Here is a 21033-nt window from a genome sequence, read left to right on the forward strand (position 1 = left end):
GGCGCCGGGGCAACCTGCAGAAACTTACCCGATCCGCACCACCCGGTCAAACCGGAGACACAGCGAAAGGGGCCGACATGAGAGCCGGGAGCCCGCACCCTCTTCAGGGCCTTGCTCCCCGCCGCTCTCGGCGACAGACAGAACATTAGACCGGGGCTGGCGAGCCGTGCAAATCGGGTCCGGTGAAGCCTGCTCAGGGGCGACGGCGGGGCGTCGCGGGGCGGTACGTCGAGACGTACCGATCGCCCTCCAACCAGTAGCGCCAGGGCCGCTCGGCGGCCAGCCGCAGGCCCACCCGCGGCCCGGTGCCCACCGCCGGGGAGCTGTCACCGCCCGGCAGGCACAGCTCGACCTCGCCGGCGCCGACGCGCGCCCCGTTGTGGCTGAGGTCGAGCGCCAGGGCCTGGCACAACCGGGCCGGGCCGCGGGCCAGGTCTCGCGTCGTGGCGCTGCCACGTCGGCTGCGTGCGAGGTCCTCCCCGGCGATCACCTCCCCGGAGCGCAGGAGCACGGCGGAGCCCACTCCCTCGTGGTCGGTGACCACGTTGACGCAGTGGTGCATGCCGTAGGTGAAGTACACGTACAGGCGTCCGGGCGGGCCGAACATCACCGCGTTGCGCGCCGTACTGCCTCGGTCCCCGTGCGAGCCCGGGTCGTCGGCACCGCCGTACGCCTCGACCTCGGTGAGCCGCACCGTGACGCCGGCGTGGCTGATCGTCGCCCCGAGCAGCGCCGGCGCGACCTCGGGGGCGGGTCGGGCAAGCAGCTCGTCCAGGTCGGCCGAGCCGGTCACGACTCGAGGTGGGCCCGCGCCTGACGGACCGCGCGACGGATCTCCTCGAGCTGCTCGCCCACCCGCACCGGAGCGGTCCCGCCCCGGCCGTTGCGCGAGGCCACCGAGCCCTCGACGCTCAGCACCTCGCGGACCTCGGGGCTCAGGTGCTCGGAGATCTCCGCGAACTGCTCGTCACTGAGCTCGTTGAGCTCGAGGCCGAGCTGCTCGCAGCGCTGGACGCACTCCCCCGCGACCTCGTGAGCCACCCGGAACGGCACGCCCTCGCGCACCAGCCACTCCGCCACGTCGGTGGCCAGTGAGAACCCCTGCGGGGCGAGCTCTGCCATCCGCTCGGTGTTGAACCGCAGGGTGCGCACCATGCCGGTGACCGCAGGCAGCAGCACCTCCAGGGTGTCGACGGAGTCGAAGACCGGCTCCTTGTCCTCCTGCAGGTCGCGGTTGTAGGCCAGCGGGAGCGCCTTGAGGGTGGCCATCAGCCCGGTCAGGTTGCCGATCAACCGGCCCGCCTTGCCCCGCGCCAGCTCAGCGATGTCGGGGTTCTTCTTCTGCGGCATGATGCTCGAGCCGGTCGACCAACTGTCGTGCAGGCGCACGAAGTCGAACTCCCGGGTGGCCCACAGGATCACGTCCTCGGCCAGCCGGCTCACGTCCACCCCGATCATGGCGGTGACGAAGGCGAACTCGGCGACGAAGTCGCGTGCCGCGGTGCCGTCGAGGGAGTTCGCCGTGGAGTCGCTGAAGCCGAGCTCGGCGGCAACGGCCCGAGGGTCGAGGCCCAGGCTGGCGCCGGCCAGCGCCCCCGAGCCGTACGGCGAGTCGCCCGCCACTCGCGCGTCCCAGTCCCGCAGGCGCTGGACGTCGCGCACCAGCGGCCAGGCCTGGGCCAGCAGGTGGTGCGAGAGCAGGACCGGCTGGGCGTGCTGCAGGTGGGTGCGCCCCGGCATGATCGCGCCGAGGTGCTCGGTGGCATGCGCCTCCAGCGCCTCGACGAGGTCGAGGACCATTCCGGCAACGACCCGGGCGTGGTCGCGCAGGAAGACCTTGAACAGCGTGGCGATCTGGTCGTTGCGCGAGCGTCCGGCGCGCAGCCGGCCCCCGACCTCTGCGCCTACCTCCTCGACCAGCAGCCGCTCGAGCGCCCCGTGCACGTCCTCGTCGCCGGCGTCGGGGTGCAGCTGCCCGGCGTCGTAGCGCTCGCGGAGCACGTCCAGGCCACGCAGCAGCTCGGTGTGGTCGTCGTCGCTGAGCAGGCCGGCCCCGTGCAGCGCGTTGGCGTGGGCGCGGGACCCGGCGAGGTCGTAGGGCGTCAGCCGCCAGTCGAAGTGCGTCGACTTCGACAGCGCATCGAGCTCCGGGCTCGGTCCGCCGGCGAACCGGCCGCCCCAGAGCATGCCGGCGTTGGTGGTCCCTTGGTTCTCGGTCACGGGGGTCCTCTGTTTCAGGTTCGGGTGCGACTGGCGGGCGTGCTCAGTCGACCGGCAGGTTCTTGGGGTCGTTGGCCAGGGACAGGAAGCGGCGCGCCAGCAGCTCTCCGCCGCGCGGGTCGCGACCGATCACCAGGACGGTGTCGTCACCGGCGATCGTGCCGAGGACGTCGCCGAGCTCGGCCTTGTCGAAGGCGCTGGCCAGGAACTGCGCCGCCCCCGGCGGGGTGCGCAGCACGACCAGGTTCGCGCTCGACTCCGCACTGACCAGCAGCTCGGAGCAGAGCCGGGCCAGCCGGTTGCCCGCGGAGGCCGTCTCGCGCAGGTGGGCGGGGGTGCGGTCGCCCCCCTCCCCGGGCACGGCGTAGACCAGAGCCCCCGAGCGTGCCCGCACCTTGACGGCGTCGAGCTCGACCAGGTCCCGGCTCAGCGTCGCCTGGGTGACATGGACGCCGCGCTCGGCGAGCAGCTCCGCGAGCTCGGACTGCGAGCGGATCTCGTGCTGCTCGAGCAGGTCGATCACCCGTTGCTGGCGGGCGATCTTGGTGATCGGGTTGACGACCGCGGAGTCCTCGCTCACGAGCCGGTCTCCTCCATCAGCCAGCTGAGGACCGCCTTCTGGGCGTGGCGCCGGTTCTCGGCCTCGTCCCACACGGCGCTCTGGGGTCCGTCGAGCACGTCGGCGGTGATCTCCTTGCCGCGGTAGGCGGGCAGGCAGTGCAGGACGAGCGCATCGGGCTGGGCGTGTCGCAGCTTCTCCTCGTCGAGGGCGAAGGCGGCGAAGGCCCGCAGCCGCTCGTCGCTCTCGGACTCCTTGCCCATCGACACCCAGGTGTCGGTGATCAGCACGCCGGCGTCGGTGACCGCCTCGATCGGGTCGGCCACGAACGTCGCCGACCCGCCGGTGGTGGCGGCGATCTCGGTGGCCCGGGCCATCACCTCCGCGGCAGGCTCGAATCCGGTCGGCGCCGAGATCCGCACGTGCATCCCGGCGGTGGTCCCGGCCAGCAGCCACGAGTGCGCCACGTTGCAGGCGCCGTCGCCCAGGAACGTCGCGGTCTGGCCGGCCAGCGGCCCCCGGCGCTCGATAACCGTCTGCAGGTCGGCGAGCAGTTGGCAGGGGTGGAAGTCGTCGGTCAGCGCGTTGACCACCGGCACCCCGGCCCAGTGCGCCATCTCCTCCAGCTTGGCCTGCTCGTAGGTGCGCCACACGATCACGCTGGCCTGGCGCCCCAGGACCCGGGCGACGTCCGCGATCGACTCGCGCTCGCCGATCGCGGCGAGCCGTCCGTCGATGGCCATCGGGAAGCCGCCGAGCTCGGCCACACCGGCCGAGAACGACGACTGGGTGCGCAGCGTCTGCTTGTCGAAGATCAGGGCCACGCTCTTCGGCCCGGCCAGCGGCTTCGCGTCGTACGGCGCCTGCTTGAGCTCCGCGGCCCGCGCGAGCACCGCCGCCTGGTCGGCGGGGCTGAGGTCGTCGTCGCGCAGGAAGTGGCGGGTCACAGGCCGGCCTCGGTGAGGATGGCCGGCCAGGCGGCGAGGAACGAGTCGGCCTGCTCCTGGGTCAGCACCAGCGGCGGCGCGAGCCGGATCCGCTCGGGGGTGCAGGCGTTGATGATGAAGCCGGCCCGCTGGGCGGCCTCGACGACCTCGGCCGAGCGGGCGCCGACCAGGTCGAGCCCGATCAGCAGGCCCCGGCCGCGGACCTCGCCGACGCGCGGGTCGGCGCCCAGGCCGTCGCGCAGCCGCTCCCCCAGCGCCTCGACGTGCGCCAGCAGGCCCTCCTTCTCGATGGTCGCGATCACCGCGAGCGCGGCCGCCGAGGCGACCGGGTTGCCACCGAACGTCGTGCCGTGGTTGCCCGGCTGCAGGAGCGTGGCGCTCTCGCCGGTGGCGATGCAGGCGCCGATCGGGATGCCGCCGCCGAGCCCCTTCGCGAGCGTGACGATGTCGGGGCTCACCCCGTGCTCGGCGTGGGCGAACCAGGCGCCGGTGCGACCGATGCCGGTCTGCACCTCGTCGATCCACAGCAGCGCGCCGTGGCGCTGGGTGATCCGGCGGGCGGCGGCGAGGTACCCCTCGGGCGGCAGGACCACTCCGGCCTCGCCCTGGATCGGCTCGACGACGACCGCGGCGGTGCGCTCGGTGACCGCGGCCTCGAGCGCGTCGGCGTCGCCGTACGGCACGAAGGTGACCTCGCCCGGCAGCGGCTCGAAGGGCTCGCGGTACGCGGCCTTGGAGGTGAGCGCCAGCGCGCCCATGGTGCGGCCGTGGAAGCCGCCCTCCATGGCGACCACGTGGGTGCGCCCGGTGCGCCGGGTGAGCTTGAACGCCGCCTCGTTGGCCTCTGCGCCGGAGTTGGCGAAGAACACGCGGCCCTCGGCGCCGAGCAGCTCGAGCAGCTTCTCGGCGAGCTCGATCTGCGGGCCGCTGGCGAAGAAGTTGGAGATGTGCCCGAGGGTGCCGAGCTGGTCGGTGACCGCCCCGACCAGCGCGGGATGGGCGTGGCCCAGCGAGTTGACGGCGATGCCGCCCAGCAGGTCGAGGTACTCCTTGCCGTCCTCGTCCCAGACCCGAGCCCCCTCGCCGCGGGTGAGCACGAGCTTGGGCGGGCCGAACGTGTTCATCAGGGCCCCTGAGTAACGGGCCTTCCAGTCGCTCATGCGGGGGCCTCCTTCGCCTTGCGGATCTTGGTCTCCACGTGGGGCAGCACCTGGGTGCCGATCCCCTCGTCGGTGAAGAGCTCGAGCAGGACGGCGTGCTGCTCGCGGCCGTCCACGACGGTGGCGCGCGGCACGCCGTTCGTGACGGCGCTCAGGCAGGCTCCCATCTTGGGCACCATCCCGCTGGCCAGCCCGGGCATCAGCTCGGCCAGGCTCTCGGGGCTGATCTCGCCGATCAGGTCGTCGCTGTGCGGCCAGTCGCGGTAGAGGCCCTCGACGTCGGTGAGCACCAGCAGCTTCTCGGCGCCCAGCGCGACCGCCAACGCGGCCGCGGCGGTGTCGGCGTTGACGTTGTGCACGACGCCGTCGACGTCGGGGGCGACGCTGGAGATGACCGGGATCCGGCCGGCCTCGACGAGGTCGAGGACCGCCTCGGGGCGCACCTGGGTGACCTCACCGACCAGGCCGAGGTCCACCTCCTCGCCGTCGACGACGGTGCTCGCCGCCTCGGCGGTGAACAGGCCGGCGTCCTCACCGGAGAGGCCGACCGCGAGCGGTCCGTGCTCGTTGACCAGGCCGACCAGCTCGCGCTGGACCTGGCCGACCAGCACCATCCGCACCACGTCCATCGCCTCGGGGGTGGTGACCCGCAGCCCGCCCTTGAACTCGGACTCGATGCCCAAGCGGTCGAGCATCGCGGAGATCTGGGGGCCGCCGCCGTGCACCACGACCGGCTTGAAGCCGGCGAAGCGCAGGAACGCGATGTCCTCGGCGAACGCGCGCTTGAGCCGGTCGTCGGTCATCGCGTTGCCGCCGTACTTGATCACGATGATCTTGCCGTTGTACTTCTTCAGCCACGGCAGGGCCGCCGCCAGGGTGGCGGCCTTCTTGGGGTCCGGTGCCGGCTTGGTGTTGTCGTCGCTCATGAGCTGTACGCGCTGTTCTCGTGGACGTAGGCGTGGGTGAGGTCGTTGGTCCAGACGGTGGCCCGCTCGGAACCGGACTTGAGGTCGATGGTGACGCTGACCTCGCGGGCCTCGAGCGAGACCTTCGCGGGGTCCTCGTGCGGCGTCGAGTTGCGACACACCCACACACCGTTCATCGCGACGTCCAGGTCCGCCGGGTCGAACGCGGCGTCGGTGGTGCCGAGGCTGGCCAGGACCCGCCCCCAGTTGGGGTCCTTGCCGAACACCGCGGCCTTGAAGAGGTTGCTGCGCGCCACGCTGCGGGCCGCCTCGACGGCGTCGTCCTCGGTGGCCGCGTTGAGCACGGTGATGGCGATCTCGTGGTCGGCGCCCTCGGCGTCCTTGAGCAGCTGCATGGCCAGGTCGGTGCAGGCCTGGGTGAGCGCGTCGGTGAAGTCCTCGAGGGTGGGCGTGATCCCGCTCGCGCCGCTGGCCATCACGCTCACCGTGTCGTTGGTGGACATGCAGCCGTCGGAGTCGAGCCGGTCGAAGCTGACCCGGGTCGCCGCACGCAGCGCCTTGTCCAGATCGGCCGCCGGGACCACGGCATCGGTGGTCAGCACGACCAGCATGGTGGCCAGCTGGGGGGCCAGCATCCCGGCTCCCTTGGCCATCCCACCGATGCTCCAGCCGGCGCCCTCGACCACCGTCTGCTTGCTCACCGAGTCGGTGGTCATGATCGCCTCGGCGGCGTCGTCGCCGCCCTCGGCGCCCAGGGCGGCGTAGGCGGCGTCGACCCCGTCCAGCAGGTTCTGGCGGGGGTTGGCCAGCCCGATCAGGCCGGTGGAGCACACCACCACGTCGATGGCCCCGATGCCGAGCCGGGTGGCCACCTGCTCGGCGACCGCGTGCGTGGTCTGGAAGCCCTCGGCCCCGGTGTAGCAGTTCGCGCCACCGGAGTTGAGCACGATCGCGCGCACGACGCCGTCCTTGACCACCTCCTGGCTCCACAGGATCGGGTTGGCCTTGCAGCGGTTGCTGGTGAAGACGGTGGCCGAGTCGTAGGTCGGGCCCTGGTTGACGACCAGCGCCAGGTCCTTGGCGCCGGTGGACTTCAGGCCGGCGGGGACGCCGGCGGCGACGAACCCGGCGGGTGCGGTGACACTCATTTCTTGGGCTTCTTCTTTCCGGAGGGCGCGCTCGACGGGCCCTGCTTCCGGGCCTCGGACTTCTCGGCGCGGGAGCTCTTGGGCTGCGTCTTCTTCGGCGGGGCGACGGGTACGGCGACGGTGACGGTGTGGCCCCGTCGTCGCCAGGCCTCGGCCGCCTGGTCCGCCTTGGGGGCGGGCACCAGGAGCCAGTCGGTGTCGAAGGTGGAGAGCGCGAAGACCGGGATCTCGGCCTCGGCCAGCGGTGTCAGCAGGGCGCTGAGCACGCCGATCAGCGCCGGGTCGAGCGGGCCCTGGACGGCGAACGCGGTGAGCCCCTTGTGGGCCGGCACCTTCGCGGGCACGTCGCGACCGGCGCAGATCAGCGAGGTCTCGGTGGCGGTCGCGGTGATCGAGAACAGCGACGAGGACTCGGCCCAGGCGGGGATCTCGGCGCCGGCCGGGAGCTTGATCACGGCCAGCTTCTCGGGGAACTGCTGCAGCGTGAACGTCGCGCCCGACGCGGCGGGCTCGCTTTCGGGGGTCTCGGTGGGCTCGGTGGCCTCGGTGGCCTCGGTGGCCTCGGGGGTCTCGGTGGGCTCGCTCACGGTGCCATCCCTACGGTGCTCAGGCCCAAGGTCTCCTCGAGACCGAGGGCGAGGTTCATGCACTGGACGGCGGCGCCGCCGGTGCCCTTCGCCAGGTTGTCGACCACGCCGACCGCGACCAGGCGCCCTGCGTCCTCGTCGACGGTGACCTGGAGGTGGATCGCGTTCGATCCGGTCACCGACTTCGTCTGCGGCCACTGGCCCTGGGCCAGGACATGCACGAACGGCTCGTCGGCGTAGGCCTTGGCGTACACGGCGTGGGCGGACTCGGCGGTGACGCCCTCGCGCACCGGCGCCGAGACCGTGGCCAGGATCCCGCGCGGCATCGGCACCAGCAGCGGGGTGAAGCTCACCTTCACCTCGTCGTCGACGAGCCGGCCAAGGTTCTGCAGGATCTCGGGCGTGTGCCGATGCACCCCGCCGACCCCGTAGGCGCTGGCGTTGCCCATGATCTCGCTGCCGAGCAGGTGCGGCTTGGCAGCCTTGCCGGCGCCCGACGTACCGCTGGCCGCGACGACCACGATGTCGGGGTCGATCAGGCCGTGCGCGAGCGCGGGCGCCGCGGTGAGGGTGGAGACGGTCGGGTAGCAGCCGGGGACCGCGATCCGGCGCGCGCCGCTGAGCCGCTCACGCTGGCCGGGCAGCTCGGGCATGCCGTAGGGCCAGGCGCCGGCGTGCGTGCCGCCGTAGAACTTCTCCCACAGCGCGGGGTCCTCGAGGCGGAAGTCGGCCCCGCAGTCGATGACGACGACGTCGTCGCCGAGCGCGTTGGCGATCTCGGCCGACTGCCCGTGCGGCAGCCCCAGGAAGACCACGTCGTGGCCGCTCAGGGTCTCCGGGTTGGTCGGTTCGAGGATCCGGTCGGCCAGCGGGACGAGGTGGGGCTGGAGAGCACCAAGCCGCTGTCCGGCGTTGGAGCCGCCGGTCAACGCACCGATCGTGACGGCGGGGTGGCCGAGCAGGAGCCGGAGCACCTCACCGCCCGCGTACCCGGACGCGCCGGCGACGGCGACGGATATCTGGGTAGTTGACATATGCATGACTATACACTGGCATGCATGGTTTCTTACGCGGGGTGGTCGATTCCTGTCCGCCGGGCGGGCGGCCGGGTTAGCGTCTGGGCATGACGCGCCTGGCACCTGCGACCTACCTGGAGCACATCAGCACTGAATCTACCCGGTTCCGCGCTGCATTAGGCGGGTGTGCTCCCGACGATCGGGTGCCCACCTGCCCGGAGTGGGACGCCGCGGACCTGCTCTGGCATCTCACCGAAGTGCAGGACTTCTGGGCCTGGATCGTGACCCATCGCCCCGCTGGGCCCGACGAGCGGACCGCGCCGCCGCGCCCCGCGTCGTGGGCCGAGCTGATGGCGGCGTCGGAGGCCGCGGCCTCCGCGCTGGTCTCGGCGCTCGCGGCGGCGCGCCCGACCGAGCAGGCCTGGAGCTGGGCCGATGAGCAGACGGTGGGCTTCACTCTGCGACGCCAGGCACACGAGGCCCTGATCCACCGCCTCGACGCCGAGCACACCGCGGGCGCCGGCGTCTCCGAGATCGATCGCGAGCTCGCCGCGGACGGTGTCGACGAGGCCCTGACGGTGATGTTCGGCGGCGTTCCCCCGTTCGGGTCGTTCGCAGCCGACGGCCCTTTGCTGCGCGTGGACATGGCCGACACCGGCGACGAGATCTGGGTGCAGGTCGGCCGGTTCACCGGGAGCAACGGGGACGACGTCGCGCACGACCTTGACGACATCCGGGTGATCGAGCGCCGGTCGATGGAACATCGAGCGAAGCCGGCCGCCGTGGTCAGCGGTCACGCCGCCGCCCTCAACGCCTGGCTGTGGCGGCGCGCCGGCGACGAGGGTGTCACGGTCACCGGCGAGCCCGCTGCCTACGCTCGCTTCCGCCAGGTAGTGAACCAACCCATCACCTAACCCACCGACCCGGCGCGAACTCACCCCCTACGCCCGCCCAGTCGGCGCCAACTCACGCCGTACGACCGCCCAGTCGGCGCGAACTCACGCCGTACGAGCGCCCAGTCGGCGCAAACTCACGCCGTACGACCGCCCAGTCGGCGCGAACTCACGCCGTACGAGCGCCCAGTCGTTGTGGACTCATGGGCAAACGGTTGGCCAGGCGCCCTCGACCGGCCATCGGCCGATCCGCGCCGGCCACGTAGGAGTTCACGCCGACTCGACCCCGAATGCGCGCGAGCTCACGCCGACTCGGCGTTCTCGGGCTCGGGGGCGCGACTTGTCGGGCAAACGCTGAACTTGTCGGGCGAAGTTTCGGCCGACAAGTTCAGCGTTCCCCGGCCGACCGGGGAAACCGACAGGGGGAGATCAGCGCTGGACAGCGCCCGTACGCTCCGCGGCCAGCGCGACCGCGGCGTCGCGTGCGGCCGCGGCCTCGCCCTCCTTCAGGGTGCGGTCCGGGGCGCGCAGGCGCAGGGCGAAGGCGAGGGACTTGCGCCCCTCCCCCACCTGCTCGCCGGTGTAGACGTCGAAGAGCCGCACCGACTCGAGCAGCGGGCCGGCGCCCTCGCGCAGCGCGGTCTCGACGGCGGCGGCGGGCACGGACTCGTCGACGACCAGGGCGACGTCCTCCTTGGCCACCGGGTACGACGAGAAGTGCGGGGCCGGCGTGATCGTGACGGCATGCTCCAGCAGCGCCTCGAGGTCCACCTCGGCGGCCGCGGCCCGCGGCGGCAGGCCGAAGGCCTTGCACACGTTGGGGTGCAGCTCGCCGGCGTGTCCCAGGACCACACCGCCGAGCAGGATCTCGGCGCAGCGACCGGGGTGCCACGGCGCGACGGCGGCGGCGCGGACCTCGATCTCGACGCCCAGCGCCGCGGCCACCTCACGCACCGCGGCCACCGCGTCGGACCAGGACGCGGCGCGCCCCTCACCCCACCAGCCAGCGCCCTCACGGTCTCCGCTCAGGGCAACCGCGAGGTGCATCGGCTGGTGCGGCACGGCCTTCTGGATCGCCGCCCACTCCTCGTCGGTGGGCCTGCGGTCGACCGGCAGGATCGGCGCGGCCTCGGTGCCGGTAGGCAGGAAGACCACGGAGGTCTCGAAGAGCGCCACGTCGGCGATCCCGCGCCCGGCGTTGCGCCCCAGCGCCCGCAGCAGCCCCGGCAGCAGACTCGTGGTCAGCGCCGGCTCCTCCGCGGACAGCGGGTTCGCGATCCGGATGGCCTGGCGCCGCGCGTCGTCCTCGGGCAGCCCCAGCCGCGCCCAGTCGGCGTCCCCGACGAACGGGTAGCTGATCACCTCGTTGAAGCCGGCCCCGGCGAGCACCAGGCCCACCCGGCGGCGCAGCCGCTGCTCGGTGCTCAGTCCGCGTCCGGGCGGGGCGGGCGGCAGCACCGAGGGCACCTGGTCGTAGCCGACGATCCGGGCGACCTCCTCGACGAGGTCGAAGGGGTCGCTGATGTCGGGACGCCAGGAGGGCACGACCGCGCTCAGCGTGCCGTCCGCGACGCTGACCTCGCAGCCGACCGCCTCGAGGTGGGCGACGGTGGTCGCGTCGGCGATGTCCATCCCGGTGATGCGCGCAGGCAGGTCCACGCTCATCGAGACGGTACGGCGCGCCGGCGCCGCGCCGACGACGCTCACGCCCTCCTCGAGCGTGCCTCCGCCGTGCTCGACCAGGAGCGTCGCGACCCGGTCCGCGGCGTAGGCGGCCAGCTCGGGGTCGACGCCGCGCTCGAAGCGCTTGGAGGCCTCCGAGGGCAGCTTGTGCCGGCGCTGGGTGCGGAAGATCGAGGCGGGGTCGAAGCAGGCCGCCTCGATCAGCACCTCGGTGGTGGTGTCGCTGAGCTCGGTGTGCTCGCCGCCCATCACCCCGGCCAGGCCGATCGGGCCGGAGTCGTCGGTGATCAGGATGTCCTCGGGGCTCAGCGTGCGGCGCACGCCGTCCAGCGTGGTGAGCTCCTCGCCCGCCGACGCGCGCCGGACCCGGATCGGGCCCGCGAGCCGAGCCCGGTCGTAGCCGTGGATGGGCTGGCCGAGCTCGAGCATCACGTAGTTGGTGACGTCCACGCCGAGCGAGATCGGGCGCATTCCGGCCTGGGTGAGCCGGGTGGCCATCCAGCCGGGCGTCGGGGCGGCCGGGTCGAAGCCGCTGACCTGACGGGTCACGAAGACCGGGCAGGCCTCGGCGTCGTCGACCAGCACCGGGTACCCGGCGTCGTTGGCGGCCGGGACCTCGCGCTGCGCGGGATCGGTGTACGGCGCGCCGAAGCCGAGCGCGGCCTCGCGGGCGATGCCGCGCAGCGACAGCGCGTAGGCGCGGTCGGGGTTGATCTCGAACTCGATCACCGCGTCGTCGAGGCCCAGCACCACGAAGGCGTCATCGCCGGGCGCACCGGCGTCCTCGGGGAGCACGATGATGCCCTCGCCCGACCCGAGCGCGTCCGCGGGCAGGCCCAGCTCGGCGGCCGAGCAGATCATCCCGGCGGACAGGTGGCCGTAGGTCTTGCGCGCGCCGATCGCGAAGCCGCCCGGCAGGACGGCGCCGGGCAGCACGACGACGACGAGGTCGCCCACGCCGAAGTTGTGCGCCCCGCAGACGATCCCCTGGGGCTCGCCGGTGCCGTTGGCGTCGCCGACGTCGACGGTGCACCAGTTGATGGTCTTGCCGTTCTTCTGCGGCTCCTTCTCCTGCGTCAGCACCCGGCCGATCACCAGCGGCCCGGTGATGGCGTCACCGGGCGCGACGAGCGCCTCGAGCTTGAGCCCGAGCATGGTCAGCTTGCGGGCCAGCTCCTCGGTGGACAGGTCGGCCGGCAGGTCGACGTACTCGCGAATCCACGAGACGGGGGCGCGCATCAGATCTCCACTCCGAAGGGCTGGGTGAAACGGACGTCACCCTCGAACACGTCGCGAAGGTCCTCGACGCCGTGACGGAACATCAGGGCTCGGTCGATGCCGAACCCGAAGGCGAAGCCGGTGTAGCGCTCCGGGTCGACCCCGCAGGCCACCAGCACCCGGGGGTTGACCACGCCGCAGCCGCCGAGCTCGATCCAGCCCTCGCCGCGGCAGGTGCGGCAGGCGTCGCCGCCGGCGTCGTCGAGGCCGGTGCCGCGGCACACGAAGCAGACCAGGTCCATCTCGGCCGAGGGCTCGGTGAAGGGGAAGTAGGACGGCCGGAACCGGGTGGTGATCCCGTCGCCGAACAGCGCGGTGGTCAGGTGGTCCAGCGAGCCCTTGAGGTGGGCCATCGTGATGCCCTCGTCGATGACCAGCCCCTCGACCTGGTGGAAGACCGGCGAGTGGGTCGCGTCGACCTCGTCGGTGCGGTAGACCCGCCCCGGGCAGGCGATGTAGATCGGCGGGGTCCGGGTCAGCATGGTCCGCGCCTGCACCGGCGAGGTGTGCGTGCGCAGCACCAGGGCGGCCGTGGCCGGCTCGAGCCAGAAGGTGTCCTGCATGGTGCGCGCCGGGTGGTCCGGACCGAGGTTGAGCGCGTCGAAGTTCAGCCACTCGGCCTCGACCTGCGGGCCCTCGGCGATCTCCCAGCCCATCGCGACGAAGATGTCCGCGATCCGCTCCGAGAGCATGGTGATCGGGTGCCGCGCGCCCTTGGGGCGGCGGTCGGTGGGCAGCGTGACGTCGACGGTCTCCTCGACCAGCATCCGCTCCTCGTGCTCGGCCTCGAGCACCGCCTGGCGCTGGGTCAGCGCCGTGCCGACGTCCTTGCGGGCCTGGCCGACGCGCCGGCCGGCCTCCTTGCGCGCCTGCGGCGGCAGGGCACCGATCTCCCGGTTGGCCAGCGCCAGCGGGGAGCGGTCGCCGGCGTGCTGGAGGCGGACCTCCTTGAGCTCGGCGAGGTCGCCGGCAGCGGCGATCGCGGCCAGCGCGGCATCGCGCGCGGTCTCGACCTCGTCGGCACGCAGCGGCGTGACCTGAACAGGGTCGTAATCGGTGTTGGGGCCCGACATGGTTGCCTTTCCGGCAGGAGCGGTGATCTCAGCGGCCAGTCTAGGAAGTCCGCGCGAGCCGCCGCCAACCGGATGACCGCTGCCGGGCCGGCTCAGTCCTGGCGCCGGTCCTCGCTCGGCCAGGCCACGCAGACCCGCGCCCCGCCCGAGGGCGCCTCGGCGATGGTGACCCGCCCTCCGTGCGCCCGGGCCAGCCCCACCACGAGGTACAGGCCCAGCCCGGAGCCGCCCCGCTCGCCGTGCTTCCAGAACTTGGTGAACACGCGCTGGCGCATCTCCTCGGGGATCCCCTCCCCCTCGTCGTCCACGGTGATCTCGACGCCGGCGAACTCCGCACCGGCGCCGAGTGGCGACAGCGTCACCCGCACCGTCCCCGTGCCGTGCCGCACGCCGTTCTCGACGAGGTTGGTGAGGACCTGGGTGAACTTGTCCGGGTCGGCGCTGATCTCGGCCAGCCCCGCGGCGGCGACCAGCTCCACCGGGCGGGAGGTGCCCGCGGAGGCGGACTCCACGACGCGCCGGCTGAGCAGCACCGCGTCGCAGGGGCGCGGGTAGAGCGAGAGCCGTCCGGTGTCGATGCGGGCCACGTCGAGCAGCTCGGCGATCAGCCGGCTGAGCCGGTCGGCGTCGGCGTTGACGGTGGTCAGCATCAGCCGCTTCTGCGCGTCGCTGAGCTTGTCCCACCGGTTGAGCATCGCCTGCACGAAGCCCTTCACCCCGGTCAGCGGCGAGCGCAGCTCGTGGGCGACCGTGGCCACCAGGTCGGAGCGCTCCCGGTCCAGGCGGGCCCGGCCGCGCCCGGAGCGGATGCTCACCGCGACCCGGCGTACCTCCCCCGCGTCGTCGCGGTGGATCCGGGCGGCGACCAGCACCTCGACGCCGTCGGGGAGCAGCCAGGACTGCTCGGGGACACCGGTGCGGGTGCGCAGGCCGTCGTAGGGGCGGTTCGTCTGGCACCAGTACCGCCCGTCCTGGTCCTGCAGGGTCAGTACGTCGGGCAACGGCGTGCCGAGCAGCGCGGAGCCCGGGCGCCCCAGCATCCTCGCCGCCACGTCGCTGACCGCCAGCACGGTGCCCTGCCCGTCGGCGATGACGGCGCCGTCGGGGAGCAGGTCAAGGTCGCTCACCTCGGCGCCGGCCATCTCAGCGGTGGGCTCGGGCGGAGGCGTAGAGACAGATCGCGGCGGCGGTGGAGAGGTTCAGGCTCTCGGCCCGGCCGTGCAGCGGGATGCGCACCCGGTGGTCGGCCAGCGCGGCCAGCTCGTCGGGCAGGCCCCAGGCCTCGTTGCCGAACAGCCAGGCCGTGGGCGCGACCAGCTGCCCGGCGTCGGCGGCGTCGTCGAGGTCGAGCTCGCCCTTGCCGTCGGCGGCCAGCACCTGGAGCCCGGCCGCCTGCGCCGCGCGCACCGCGTGCGCCGCGTCGCGCGCGGTGGCGAGGGGGAGGTGGAAGAGGCTGCCGACCGTTGCCCGCACCGTCTTGGGGTTGTAGGGGTCCACGCTGTTGCCCGCCAGCACGACCGCCCCTGCGCCGGCCGCGTCCGCGCACCGGATCACGGTGCCGGCGTTGCCGGGGTCGCGCACGTCGGCGCAGATCGCCACCAGTCGCGGAGCCGGGGACAGCACGTGCTCCAGCGGTCGGTCGACGAAGCGGCAGACGCCCACCACGCCCTGCGGGGTGACGGAGTCGCTCAGCGAGGCCAGTGCGTGCGCGTCGACCAGTGTCCAGCGCTCGGCGCGGGCACGCAGCGCGCCGTGCTGCGCGGTGGCCTCGGGGGTGGCGAACACCTCGAGCACGCAGCCGGGGACCCCGAGTGCGCCCTCGAGGGCCTTGGGGCCGTCGGCGAGGAAGAGTCGCTGCTCGGCCCGAAATGCACGACGGGCGAGCTTCCGCGCGTTCTTGACCCGGGTGTTCCCGCTGGTCAGCGGCACCCCGGAGACCGGGGCTGGGTCGGAACGGAAGCTCGCCACGTCGTCAGGCTCGCTCAGACGCGCCGGAGCGCGACCGAGATCAGGCCGAGGCCTCGACCTTGGGGGCGTTGACGTCCTCGGGCAGCGCGGCCTTGGCCGTCGCGACCAGGGCGGCGAACGCCGGGGCGTCGTTGACGGCCAGGTCGGCCAGGATCTTGCGGTCGACCTCGACGCCGGCCAGGTTGAGTCCCTGGATCAGGCGGTTGTAGGTCATCCCGTTCGCGCGGGCGGCCGCGTTGATGCGCTGGATCCAGAGCTTGCGGAACTCGCCCTTCTTCTTGCGCCGGTCGTTGTAGCTGTAGACCAGGGAGTGGGTGACCTGCTCCTTGGCCTTGCGGTAGAGCCGCGAGCGCTGGCCGCGGTAGCCGCTGGCCCGCTCGAGAACTACCCGGCGCTTCTTCTGGGCGTTTACTGCCCGCTTGACGCGTGCCACTGTCTTACTCCTTGCTCAGCAAAAATTCGGGGTGACGGCCGGCGGGGGGCCGGCGTCGGGGGAACGAGAGACCTCAGAGACCGAGGAGCTTCTTGGCCTTGCCGCGGTCGGCCTTGGCGAGCTCGACCGTGCCGGTCATCCGCCGCGTGACCTTGGAGGCCTTCTTCTCGAGGTTGTGTCGCTTGCCGGCCTTCTCCCGCAGGATCTTGCCCGAACCGGTCACCCGGAAGCGCTTCTTGGCACCGGAGTGCGTCTTGTTCTTCGGCATCTCTTTCGCTCTCTTATCTGGTCGGGCCGCATCGCTGCGACCTGCGTGGTGAAGCTGGTGTCGCCCGCGCGGGGCTCAGGCCTCGATCTCGGGGTCGAGATTCTCGGAGCGGCCACGCTCCTTCTTCTGGGCCACGGGCCCGGCAGCGTGCGCCGCCGTGCGCTCGGCACGCTCGTCGGCCTCGACGGCGGCCCGCTCGGCGATCTTGGTCTGCTTCTCGGCCTCGATGTCGACCTTGGCCTCGGCCTTCTTCTTGTGCGGACCGAGCACCATGACCATGTTGCGGCCGTCCTGCTTGGGCGAGGACTCCACGAAGCCGAGCTCGGCGACGTCCTCGGCCAGCTTCTGCAGCAGGCGGAAGCCCAGCTCGGGGCGATGCTGCTCGCGGCCACGGAACATGATGGTGATCTTGACCTTGTCCCCAGCACGCAGGAACCGCACGACGTGACCCTTCTTGGTCTCGTAGTCGTGCGCGTCGATCTTGGGACGAAGCTTCATCTCCTTGATGATCACGTTCGTCTGGTTCCGTCGAGCCTCACGGGCCTTCTGGGCGTTCTCGTACTTGAACTTCCCGTAGTCCATGAGCTTGCAGACGGGGGGACGCGCCGTCGGGGCGACCTCGACGAGGTCGAGATCGGCCTCCTGGGCAAGCCGCAGCGCGTCAGCCGTCGGAACGATGCCGACGGTCTCGCCATTGGGTCCAACGAGACGGACCTCGGAAACCCGGATCCGGTCGTTGATGCGGAGCTCGGTGCTGATGTGTCCTCCTGGAAGAAACGTGTCCGGCAACCTGCTCTGGAAAACAGAAAAGGCTTCCGCTGGTGCAAGCGGAAGCCAGTCGCGACACGTCCCCCGCAACTGCAGGGCACGCACCTTACGAAGAGGCGCTCCACGACGATCCTGGCTGTCGTGTCACGTTCTCCTCGGGACCGGACCCGACGACCTGTGCCTGCTCGAGAGCCTGCGGCGGCCGGTGCGGGTGGGAGGCGAATCGAGCTGAGCCTCCGCTTGTAGATCGGCTCCGTCGCCTTCACACGCGAATGTGCAGACTGCGGAACTGATCGGTCAACGCCTGATGCTAGCCGATCATTCCCCCGGGGCACCAATCCAGCCGAAGCCGTCGCCCACCCGGGCCAGCGTCCAGCCCGCGGCCAGCGCGGTCAGGTCGTCGCCCTGCACCACGAAGGTGGCGGGACCGGCGATGTCGAGCACCAGCGCGGCGGCCTTGTCCTGCAGCGCCGACTGGGCCGCGACCCGGAGCGGGACCGGCACCGGTCGGGCCTCGGGATTCCAGGCCTGCAGCGACGCGGTGCCGGTGAAGGCCAGCAGCGCGAGCCTGCCGTCGCGCCCGGTCATCAGCACCGCGGCCATGTCGCTGGACTTGTCGTGGGCCAGCCCCGCCTCGTCGTACTCGACCTCACCGAGGACCGCCACCACCGGGACCAGCACCCGGCTGTGCGCCAGCGCCGCCAGCGCCTCGGCGTAGCGCACCTGCCCGGCGGCGTACCCGGTGAGCGCGGCGACGACCTCGGGGGCGGCCTCGCCGGTGTCGCCGGCGAACCCCGGGTCGGGGATGCGGGTACCGGCGAAACGGTCGCTTGCACTCATGGGACCCATTCTCACATCCGCTGTGCAAGGCTTGCGGGGTGGATGACGCAACGTGGTTCGCCCTCGCCGCCGTGCTGACCGCCCTCGGCGCGGCCTGGACCGTCTACGCCTGGCGGCACCGCGGCGTCGCCTCCGCATTGCGCGGCGCCGGGCTCACCCTGCTGGCGCCGGCGGCGCTGCTGACCGACACCCTCGAGCTGTTCGCCGACGTCTCGATGGCGGTCGGCGACTGGGCGACCGGGCTGGCCTTCTCCCCCATCGTCTGGCTGGGCGTGGCGCTGGCCGGGATCTCGGTCGTGCTGTTCGTGGTCTCCGGCTTCCTGCGCGAGCGCGGCCGGGGGGTCACCCCGCGGGCCGGTGGCGCGGCCGAGACGCCCCCGGCGGCGCGCGGCTCGGCCGGGCGCCGCGCCGTACCGCCGGCCAGTGGTGGCGCCGACCCGGCGATCGATGACGACCTGGCCGACATCGAGGCGCTGCTCCGCAAGCGCGGGATCACCTGAGCCCGGTGGTGGGTGACTCGCTGGTCGCGCGCAACCTGCTCTGGGGGCGCCTCGACCGGGCCGTGGCCGCGCTGGACGCGCCGGCGCCGTGCCCGCTGATGGTCGTCGACCTGGACGCCTTCGACGCCAACGCCGCCGACCTGGTCAGGCGCGCCGCCGGCAAGCCGATCCGGGTGGCCTCCAAGTCGCTGCGGGTCCCGGCGCTGCTGCGCCGCGCGCTGGAGCGCGACGGCTTCCACGGTGTCTTGGGCTACACCCTCCGCGAGGCCCTGTGGCTGCACGAGCAGGGCATCAGCGACGACATCGTCGTCGCCTACCCGAGCGTCGACCGGGAGGCGCTGCGCCGCCTGGTGGCCTCCCCCGCGGCCGCCGCCGCGATCACGCTGATGGTCGACGACGTCGCCCACCTCGACGTGGTCGACGCGGTGCGCTCCTCACGGGCCGTGCCGGTCCGGGTCGCGCTGGACGTCGACGCCGGCCTGGTCGTGGCGGGCCACCACGTCGGGCCCAAGCGCTCGCCGCTGCTCTCGGCCGAGGCGGTGGCGGACCTGGCCCGCACGGTGCTGGCCCGCGACGGCTTCCGGCTGGTCGGGGTGATGACCTACGAGGGCCAGGTCGCCGGCGTCCAGGACCGGCTGCCCGGCGCCCGCTCCGCGGTGGTGCGCCGGATCAAGAGCGCGTCGGTGCGCCAGCTGGCCGAGCGCCGGGCCCGGGTCGCCGAGGCGCTGGCCCCGCTGGTCGAGCTGGAGTTCTGGAACGGCGGCGGCTCGGGCTCGGTGGAGTCCACGAGCGCGGACCCGGTGGTCACCGAGATCGCCGCCGGGTCGGGTCTGCTGGTGCCCACGCTGTTCGACCACTACGCCTCGTTCACCCCGGTGCCCGCGTCGTTCTTCGGGGTCCCCGTGGTGCGCCGGCCCGCTCCGGAGGTGGCCACGGTCTTCGGGGGCGGCCTGGTCGCCTCGGGTCCGGCCGGCGACGATCGTCTGCCCACGCCCTGGGCGCCTCCGGGCCTGTCGCTGATGCCGCTGGAGGGCGCCGGCGAGGTGCAGACCCCGCTGCACGGCGCCCCGGCCTCGGCCCTGCGGATCGGGGACCTGGTCTGGTTCCGCCATGCCAAGTCCGGCGAGGTCTTCGAGCACACCGCGCAGGTGCACCTCCTGGCCGGTGAGCGGTTCGTCGACGCGGTGGCGACCTACCGCGGGCACGGGCAGACGTTCTGAGCGGGTCCGTGCCGGCGGCGCTGCGCGTCCTCGACCTCCTCCTGGCCGGAGAGCCGTCGCTGGGCGGCGGGCGCCTGCTCGCCATCGACGGCCCGTCGGGGTCGGGGAAGACCACCCTGGCCGACGCGGTGCTCGCCCTGGCCGCGGAGCACCGCGTGCTCTGCCCCACCCGGGTCGTGCACACCGACGAGCTGCTCGACGGCTGGGGCGGGCTCCCGGGTCTGGGTGCGCGCCTGGACCCGCTGCTGCGTCCGCTGGCCCAGGGCCGCCCCGGGAGCTACCGCCGCTACGACTGGCACGCCGGTCGCTACGCCGAGGACGTCACCGTCTCCCCCGCCGGCCTGCTGGTGGTGGAGGGCGTGGGGGCGGGCCTGCGACGCCACGCGGACCTGGTCACCGCCCTGGTCTGGGTCAGTGCCCCCGAGGAGCTCCGGATAGCGCGGGGACTCGCCCGCGACGGCGCCGACGCCGCGCCGCACCTGGCCCGGTGGCGGATCGACGAGGCCGCCCACTTCGCCGCCGAGGCCACCCGGCAGCGCGCCGATCTCCAGGTGGACGGCGGGGCCTAGGCTGGCGGGCATGGTCGCGCCCTCTGGAGAGCAGTTCGAGATTTCCGCCGGCGGCTACCGCGCCGTCGTCACCGAGGGTGGTGCCGCGCTGCGGCTGCTCGAGCACGAGGGCCGAGCGCTCATCGACGGCTTCACCGGCGAGGAGATGTCGTACGGCGGGCGGGGGCAGCTGCTGGCCCCGTGGCCGAACCGGCTGCGCGACGGCCGCTACGCCTTCGACGGCGCCGAGCACCAGTTGGCCCTGAGCGAGCCCGCGCGCCGCAACGCCTCGCACGGCCTGGTCCGGTGGGTCTCCTGGACCCCGGTCGAGCACTCCGCCGGCTCCGTCACGCTGCGCCACCGGCTGATGGCGCAGAGCGGGTACCCCTGGACCCTCGACCGGGTGGTGCGCTACGCGCTGTCCGCCGACGGCCTGCTGGTCACCCAGGCGGCGACCAACCACGCGCCGCGGCCCGCGCCGTACGGCTCCGGGGCGCACCCGTACCTGAGGGCGGGCAACGGTCCCGTCGACGGCTGGGAGCTGACCCTGCCGGCGGCGACCCGGTCGCTGGTCGACGACGAGCGGCTGCTGCCGATCGGGCGCGAGCCGGTCACCGCGACGCCCTACGACTTCCGCACCCCGCGCCCGATCGGCGAGACCGTCTGGAACCACGCGGTCACCGACCTGGTGCGCGACGACGAGGGACGCGCCCAGGTCGAGCTGCGTGACCGGGCCGCGGGTACCGGGGTCGCGCTGTGGGCCGACGAGCGGCATCGCTGGCTGCAGGTCTACTCCGCCGACGACGTCCCGGCCACCGCCCGGCGCTCGCTCGCGGTGGAGCCGATGACCACCCAGGCCGACGCGTTCGCCTCGGGCGAGGACCTGGTGGTGCTGGGCGCCGCGGGCGAGCCGGACGCGTCGTACGCCGCGAGCTGGGGCATCCGCGCCCTGTAGCGCGACCCGCCGGCCCGGGCGACCGGGTCGGCGCTGCAGCGCC

The 21033-nt window shown here is 73.0% G+C and carries 22 protein-coding genes; 5 read left to right on the plus strand and 17 right to left on the minus strand.

Annotated features, from left to right (window positions below):
• Positions 1-193 precede the first annotated feature (193 nt).
• The 9 genes from AC6EI4_RS19525 to argC all read right to left on the minus strand — a co-directional run bounded on the left by AC6EI4_RS19525 (position 194) and on the right by argC (position 8587).
• Positions 194-793, minus strand: coding sequence for a DNA-3-methyladenine glycosylase (locus AC6EI4_RS19525; RefSeq protein ID WP_498452499.1), 600 nt, complete (start codon positions 791-793; stop codon positions 194-196).
• Positions 790-2187, minus strand: coding sequence for an argininosuccinate lyase (gene argH / locus AC6EI4_RS19530; RefSeq protein ID WP_498425337.1), 1398 nt, complete (start codon positions 2185-2187; stop codon positions 790-792). The genes AC6EI4_RS19525 and argH overlap by 4 nt, the downstream gene beginning before the upstream one ends.
• A gap of 76 nt (positions 2188-2263) precedes the next feature.
• Positions 2264-2800, minus strand: coding sequence for an arginine repressor (locus AC6EI4_RS19535; RefSeq protein WP_498425335.1), 537 nt, complete (start codon positions 2798-2800; stop codon positions 2264-2266).
• Positions 2797-3726, minus strand: a complete 930-nt coding sequence (gene argF, locus AC6EI4_RS19540) for an ornithine carbamoyltransferase (protein ID WP_498452500.1) — start codon at positions 3724-3726, stop codon at positions 2797-2799. The genes AC6EI4_RS19535 and argF overlap by 4 nt, the downstream gene beginning before the upstream one ends.
• A complete protein-coding gene (locus tag AC6EI4_RS19545; RefSeq protein ID WP_498452501.1) occupies positions 3723-4886 on the minus strand; it encodes an acetylornithine transaminase in 1164 nt (387 codons plus the stop codon). The genes argF and AC6EI4_RS19545 overlap by 4 nt, the downstream gene beginning before the upstream one ends.
• Complete coding sequence (gene argB, locus AC6EI4_RS19550; protein WP_498425332.1) at positions 4883-5812, minus strand: acetylglutamate kinase; 930 nt, start codon at positions 5810-5812, stop codon at positions 4883-4885. Before argB ends, AC6EI4_RS19545 begins: the two co-directional genes overlap by 4 nt.
• A complete protein-coding gene (argJ, locus tag AC6EI4_RS19555) occupies positions 5809-6960 on the minus strand; it encodes a bifunctional glutamate N-acetyltransferase/amino-acid acetyltransferase ArgJ (protein ID WP_498425331.1) in 1152 nt (383 codons plus the stop codon). The genes argB and argJ overlap by 4 nt, the downstream gene beginning before the upstream one ends.
• A complete protein-coding gene (locus tag AC6EI4_RS19560; RefSeq protein ID WP_498452502.1) occupies positions 6957-7547 on the minus strand; it encodes an ACT domain-containing protein in 591 nt (196 codons plus the stop codon). Before AC6EI4_RS19560 ends, argJ begins: the two co-directional genes overlap by 4 nt.
• Positions 7544-8587, minus strand: coding sequence for an N-acetyl-gamma-glutamyl-phosphate reductase (argC, locus tag AC6EI4_RS19565; protein WP_498452503.1), 1044 nt, complete (start codon positions 8585-8587; stop codon positions 7544-7546). Before argC ends, AC6EI4_RS19560 begins: the two co-directional genes overlap by 4 nt.
• Positions 8588-8670: 83 nt before the next feature.
• Between argC and AC6EI4_RS19570 the strand changes: the two genes are divergently transcribed.
• Entirely contained in the window at positions 8671-9477 is an 807-nt protein-coding gene (locus AC6EI4_RS19570; protein ID WP_498425328.1) for a maleylpyruvate isomerase N-terminal domain-containing protein, read from the plus strand.
• A gap of 408 nt (positions 9478-9885) precedes the next feature.
• On the opposite strand, the gene pheT is transcribed toward AC6EI4_RS19570, so the two are convergent.
• The 8 genes from pheT to AC6EI4_RS19610 form a co-directional block, all read right to left on the minus strand.
• Positions 9886-12378: a phenylalanine--tRNA ligase subunit beta gene (gene pheT, locus AC6EI4_RS19575; protein WP_498452504.1), complete on the minus strand. Its 2493-nt coding sequence runs from the start codon at positions 12376-12378 to the stop codon at positions 9886-9888.
• Positions 12378-13490 (minus strand): phenylalanine--tRNA ligase subunit alpha, encoded by a 1113-nt coding sequence (pheS, locus tag AC6EI4_RS19580; RefSeq protein WP_498452505.1) that lies wholly within the window; start codon positions 13488-13490, stop codon positions 12378-12380. Before pheS ends, pheT begins: the two co-directional genes overlap by 1 nt.
• A 92-nt stretch (positions 13491-13582) precedes the next feature.
• A complete protein-coding gene (locus tag AC6EI4_RS19585; RefSeq protein WP_498452506.1) occupies positions 13583-14617 on the minus strand; it encodes a sensor histidine kinase in 1035 nt (344 codons plus the stop codon).
• Between the two features lie 16 nt (positions 14618-14633).
• Positions 14634-15458: a TrmH family RNA methyltransferase gene (locus AC6EI4_RS19590; RefSeq protein ID WP_498452507.1), complete on the minus strand. Its 825-nt coding sequence runs from the start codon at positions 15456-15458 to the stop codon at positions 14634-14636.
• Between the two features lie 40 nt (positions 15459-15498).
• Positions 15499-15891, minus strand: a complete 393-nt coding sequence (gene rplT, locus AC6EI4_RS19595) for a 50S ribosomal protein L20 (RefSeq protein ID WP_498425323.1) — start codon at positions 15889-15891, stop codon at positions 15499-15501.
• 73 nt (positions 15892-15964) lie between these two features.
• Positions 15965-16159, minus strand: coding sequence for a 50S ribosomal protein L35 (gene rpmI, locus AC6EI4_RS19600; RefSeq protein WP_460793202.1), 195 nt, complete (start codon positions 16157-16159; stop codon positions 15965-15967).
• A 75-nt stretch (positions 16160-16234) separates the two neighbouring features.
• On the minus strand, positions 16235-17032 hold the full coding sequence (infC, locus tag AC6EI4_RS19605) for a translation initiation factor IF-3 (RefSeq protein ID WP_498452508.1): 798 nt from the start codon (positions 17030-17032) through the stop codon (positions 16235-16237).
• 213 nt (positions 17033-17245) lie between these two features.
• On the minus strand, positions 17246-17767 hold the full coding sequence (locus AC6EI4_RS19610) for an SseB family protein (protein WP_498452509.1): 522 nt from the start codon (positions 17765-17767) through the stop codon (positions 17246-17248).
• A gap of 38 nt (positions 17768-17805) precedes the next feature.
• On the opposite strand from AC6EI4_RS19610, the gene AC6EI4_RS19615 reads away from it, so the two are divergent.
• The 4 genes from AC6EI4_RS19615 to AC6EI4_RS19630 are packed head-to-tail and all read left to right on the plus strand — an operon-like array spanning position 17806 to position 20990.
• On the plus strand, positions 17806-18267 hold the full coding sequence (locus AC6EI4_RS19615; protein WP_498425319.1) for a hypothetical protein: 462 nt from the start codon (positions 17806-17808) through the stop codon (positions 18265-18267).
• Positions 18268-18272: 5 nt separating this feature from the next.
• The gene (locus tag AC6EI4_RS19620; protein ID WP_498452510.1) at positions 18273-19487 is read left to right on the plus strand and encodes an amino acid deaminase/aldolase; all 1215 of its coding nucleotides are present in this window, start codon (positions 18273-18275) and stop codon (positions 19485-19487) included.
• Positions 19488-19495: 8 nt separating this feature from the next.
• Positions 19496-20056, plus strand: a complete 561-nt coding sequence (locus AC6EI4_RS19625) for a uridine kinase family protein (protein ID WP_498452511.1) — start codon at positions 19496-19498, stop codon at positions 20054-20056.
• A gap of 10 nt (positions 20057-20066) precedes the next feature.
• The gene (locus AC6EI4_RS19630; protein ID WP_498452512.1) at positions 20067-20990 is read left to right on the plus strand and encodes an aldose 1-epimerase family protein; all 924 of its coding nucleotides are present in this window, start codon (positions 20067-20069) and stop codon (positions 20988-20990) included.
• The last annotated feature ends 43 nt before the right edge of the window (positions 20991-21033 follow it).

Source organism: Nocardioides sp. Z43_10, from assembly GCF_059766615.1.

Bases quoted from the DNA above. Each gene is read 5' to 3' on its own strand.
- argH (WP_498425337.1), bottom strand. From the start codon at position 2,187: ATGCTCTGGGGCGGCCGGTTCGCCGGCGGACCGAGCCCGGAGCTCGAT.
- AC6EI4_RS19545 (WP_498452501.1), bottom strand. From the start codon at position 4,886: ATGAGCGACTGGAAGGCCCGTTACTCAGGGGCCCTGATGAACACGTTC.
- argB (WP_498425332.1), bottom strand. From the start codon at position 5,812: ATGAGCGACGACAACACCAAGCCGGCACCGGACCCCAAGAAGGCCGCC.
- argJ (WP_498425331.1), bottom strand. From the start codon at position 6,960: ATGAGTGTCACCGCACCCGCCGGGTTCGTCGCCGCCGGCGTCCCCGCC.
- argC (WP_498452503.1), bottom strand. From the start codon at position 8,587: ATGCATATGTCAACTACCCAGATATCCGTCGCCGTCGCCGGCGCGTCC.
- AC6EI4_RS19570 (WP_498425328.1), top strand. From the start codon at position 8,671: ATGACGCGCCTGGCACCTGCGACCTACCTGGAGCACATCAGCACTGAA.
- pheT (WP_498452504.1), bottom strand. From the start codon at position 12,378: ATGCGCGCCCCCGTCTCGTGGATTCGCGAGTACGTCGACCTGCCGGCC.
- pheS (WP_498452505.1), bottom strand. From the start codon at position 13,490: ATGTCGGGCCCCAACACCGATTACGACCCTGTTCAGGTCACGCCGCTG.
- rpmI (WP_460793202.1), bottom strand. From the start codon at position 16,159: ATGCCGAAGAACAAGACGCACTCCGGTGCCAAGAAGCGCTTCCGGGTG.
- AC6EI4_RS19610 (WP_498452509.1), bottom strand. From the start codon at position 17,767: ATGAGTGCAAGCGACCGTTTCGCCGGTACCCGCATCCCCGACCCGGGG.
- AC6EI4_RS19630 (WP_498452512.1), top strand. From the start codon at position 20,067: ATGGTCGCGCCCTCTGGAGAGCAGTTCGAGATTTCCGCCGGCGGCTAC.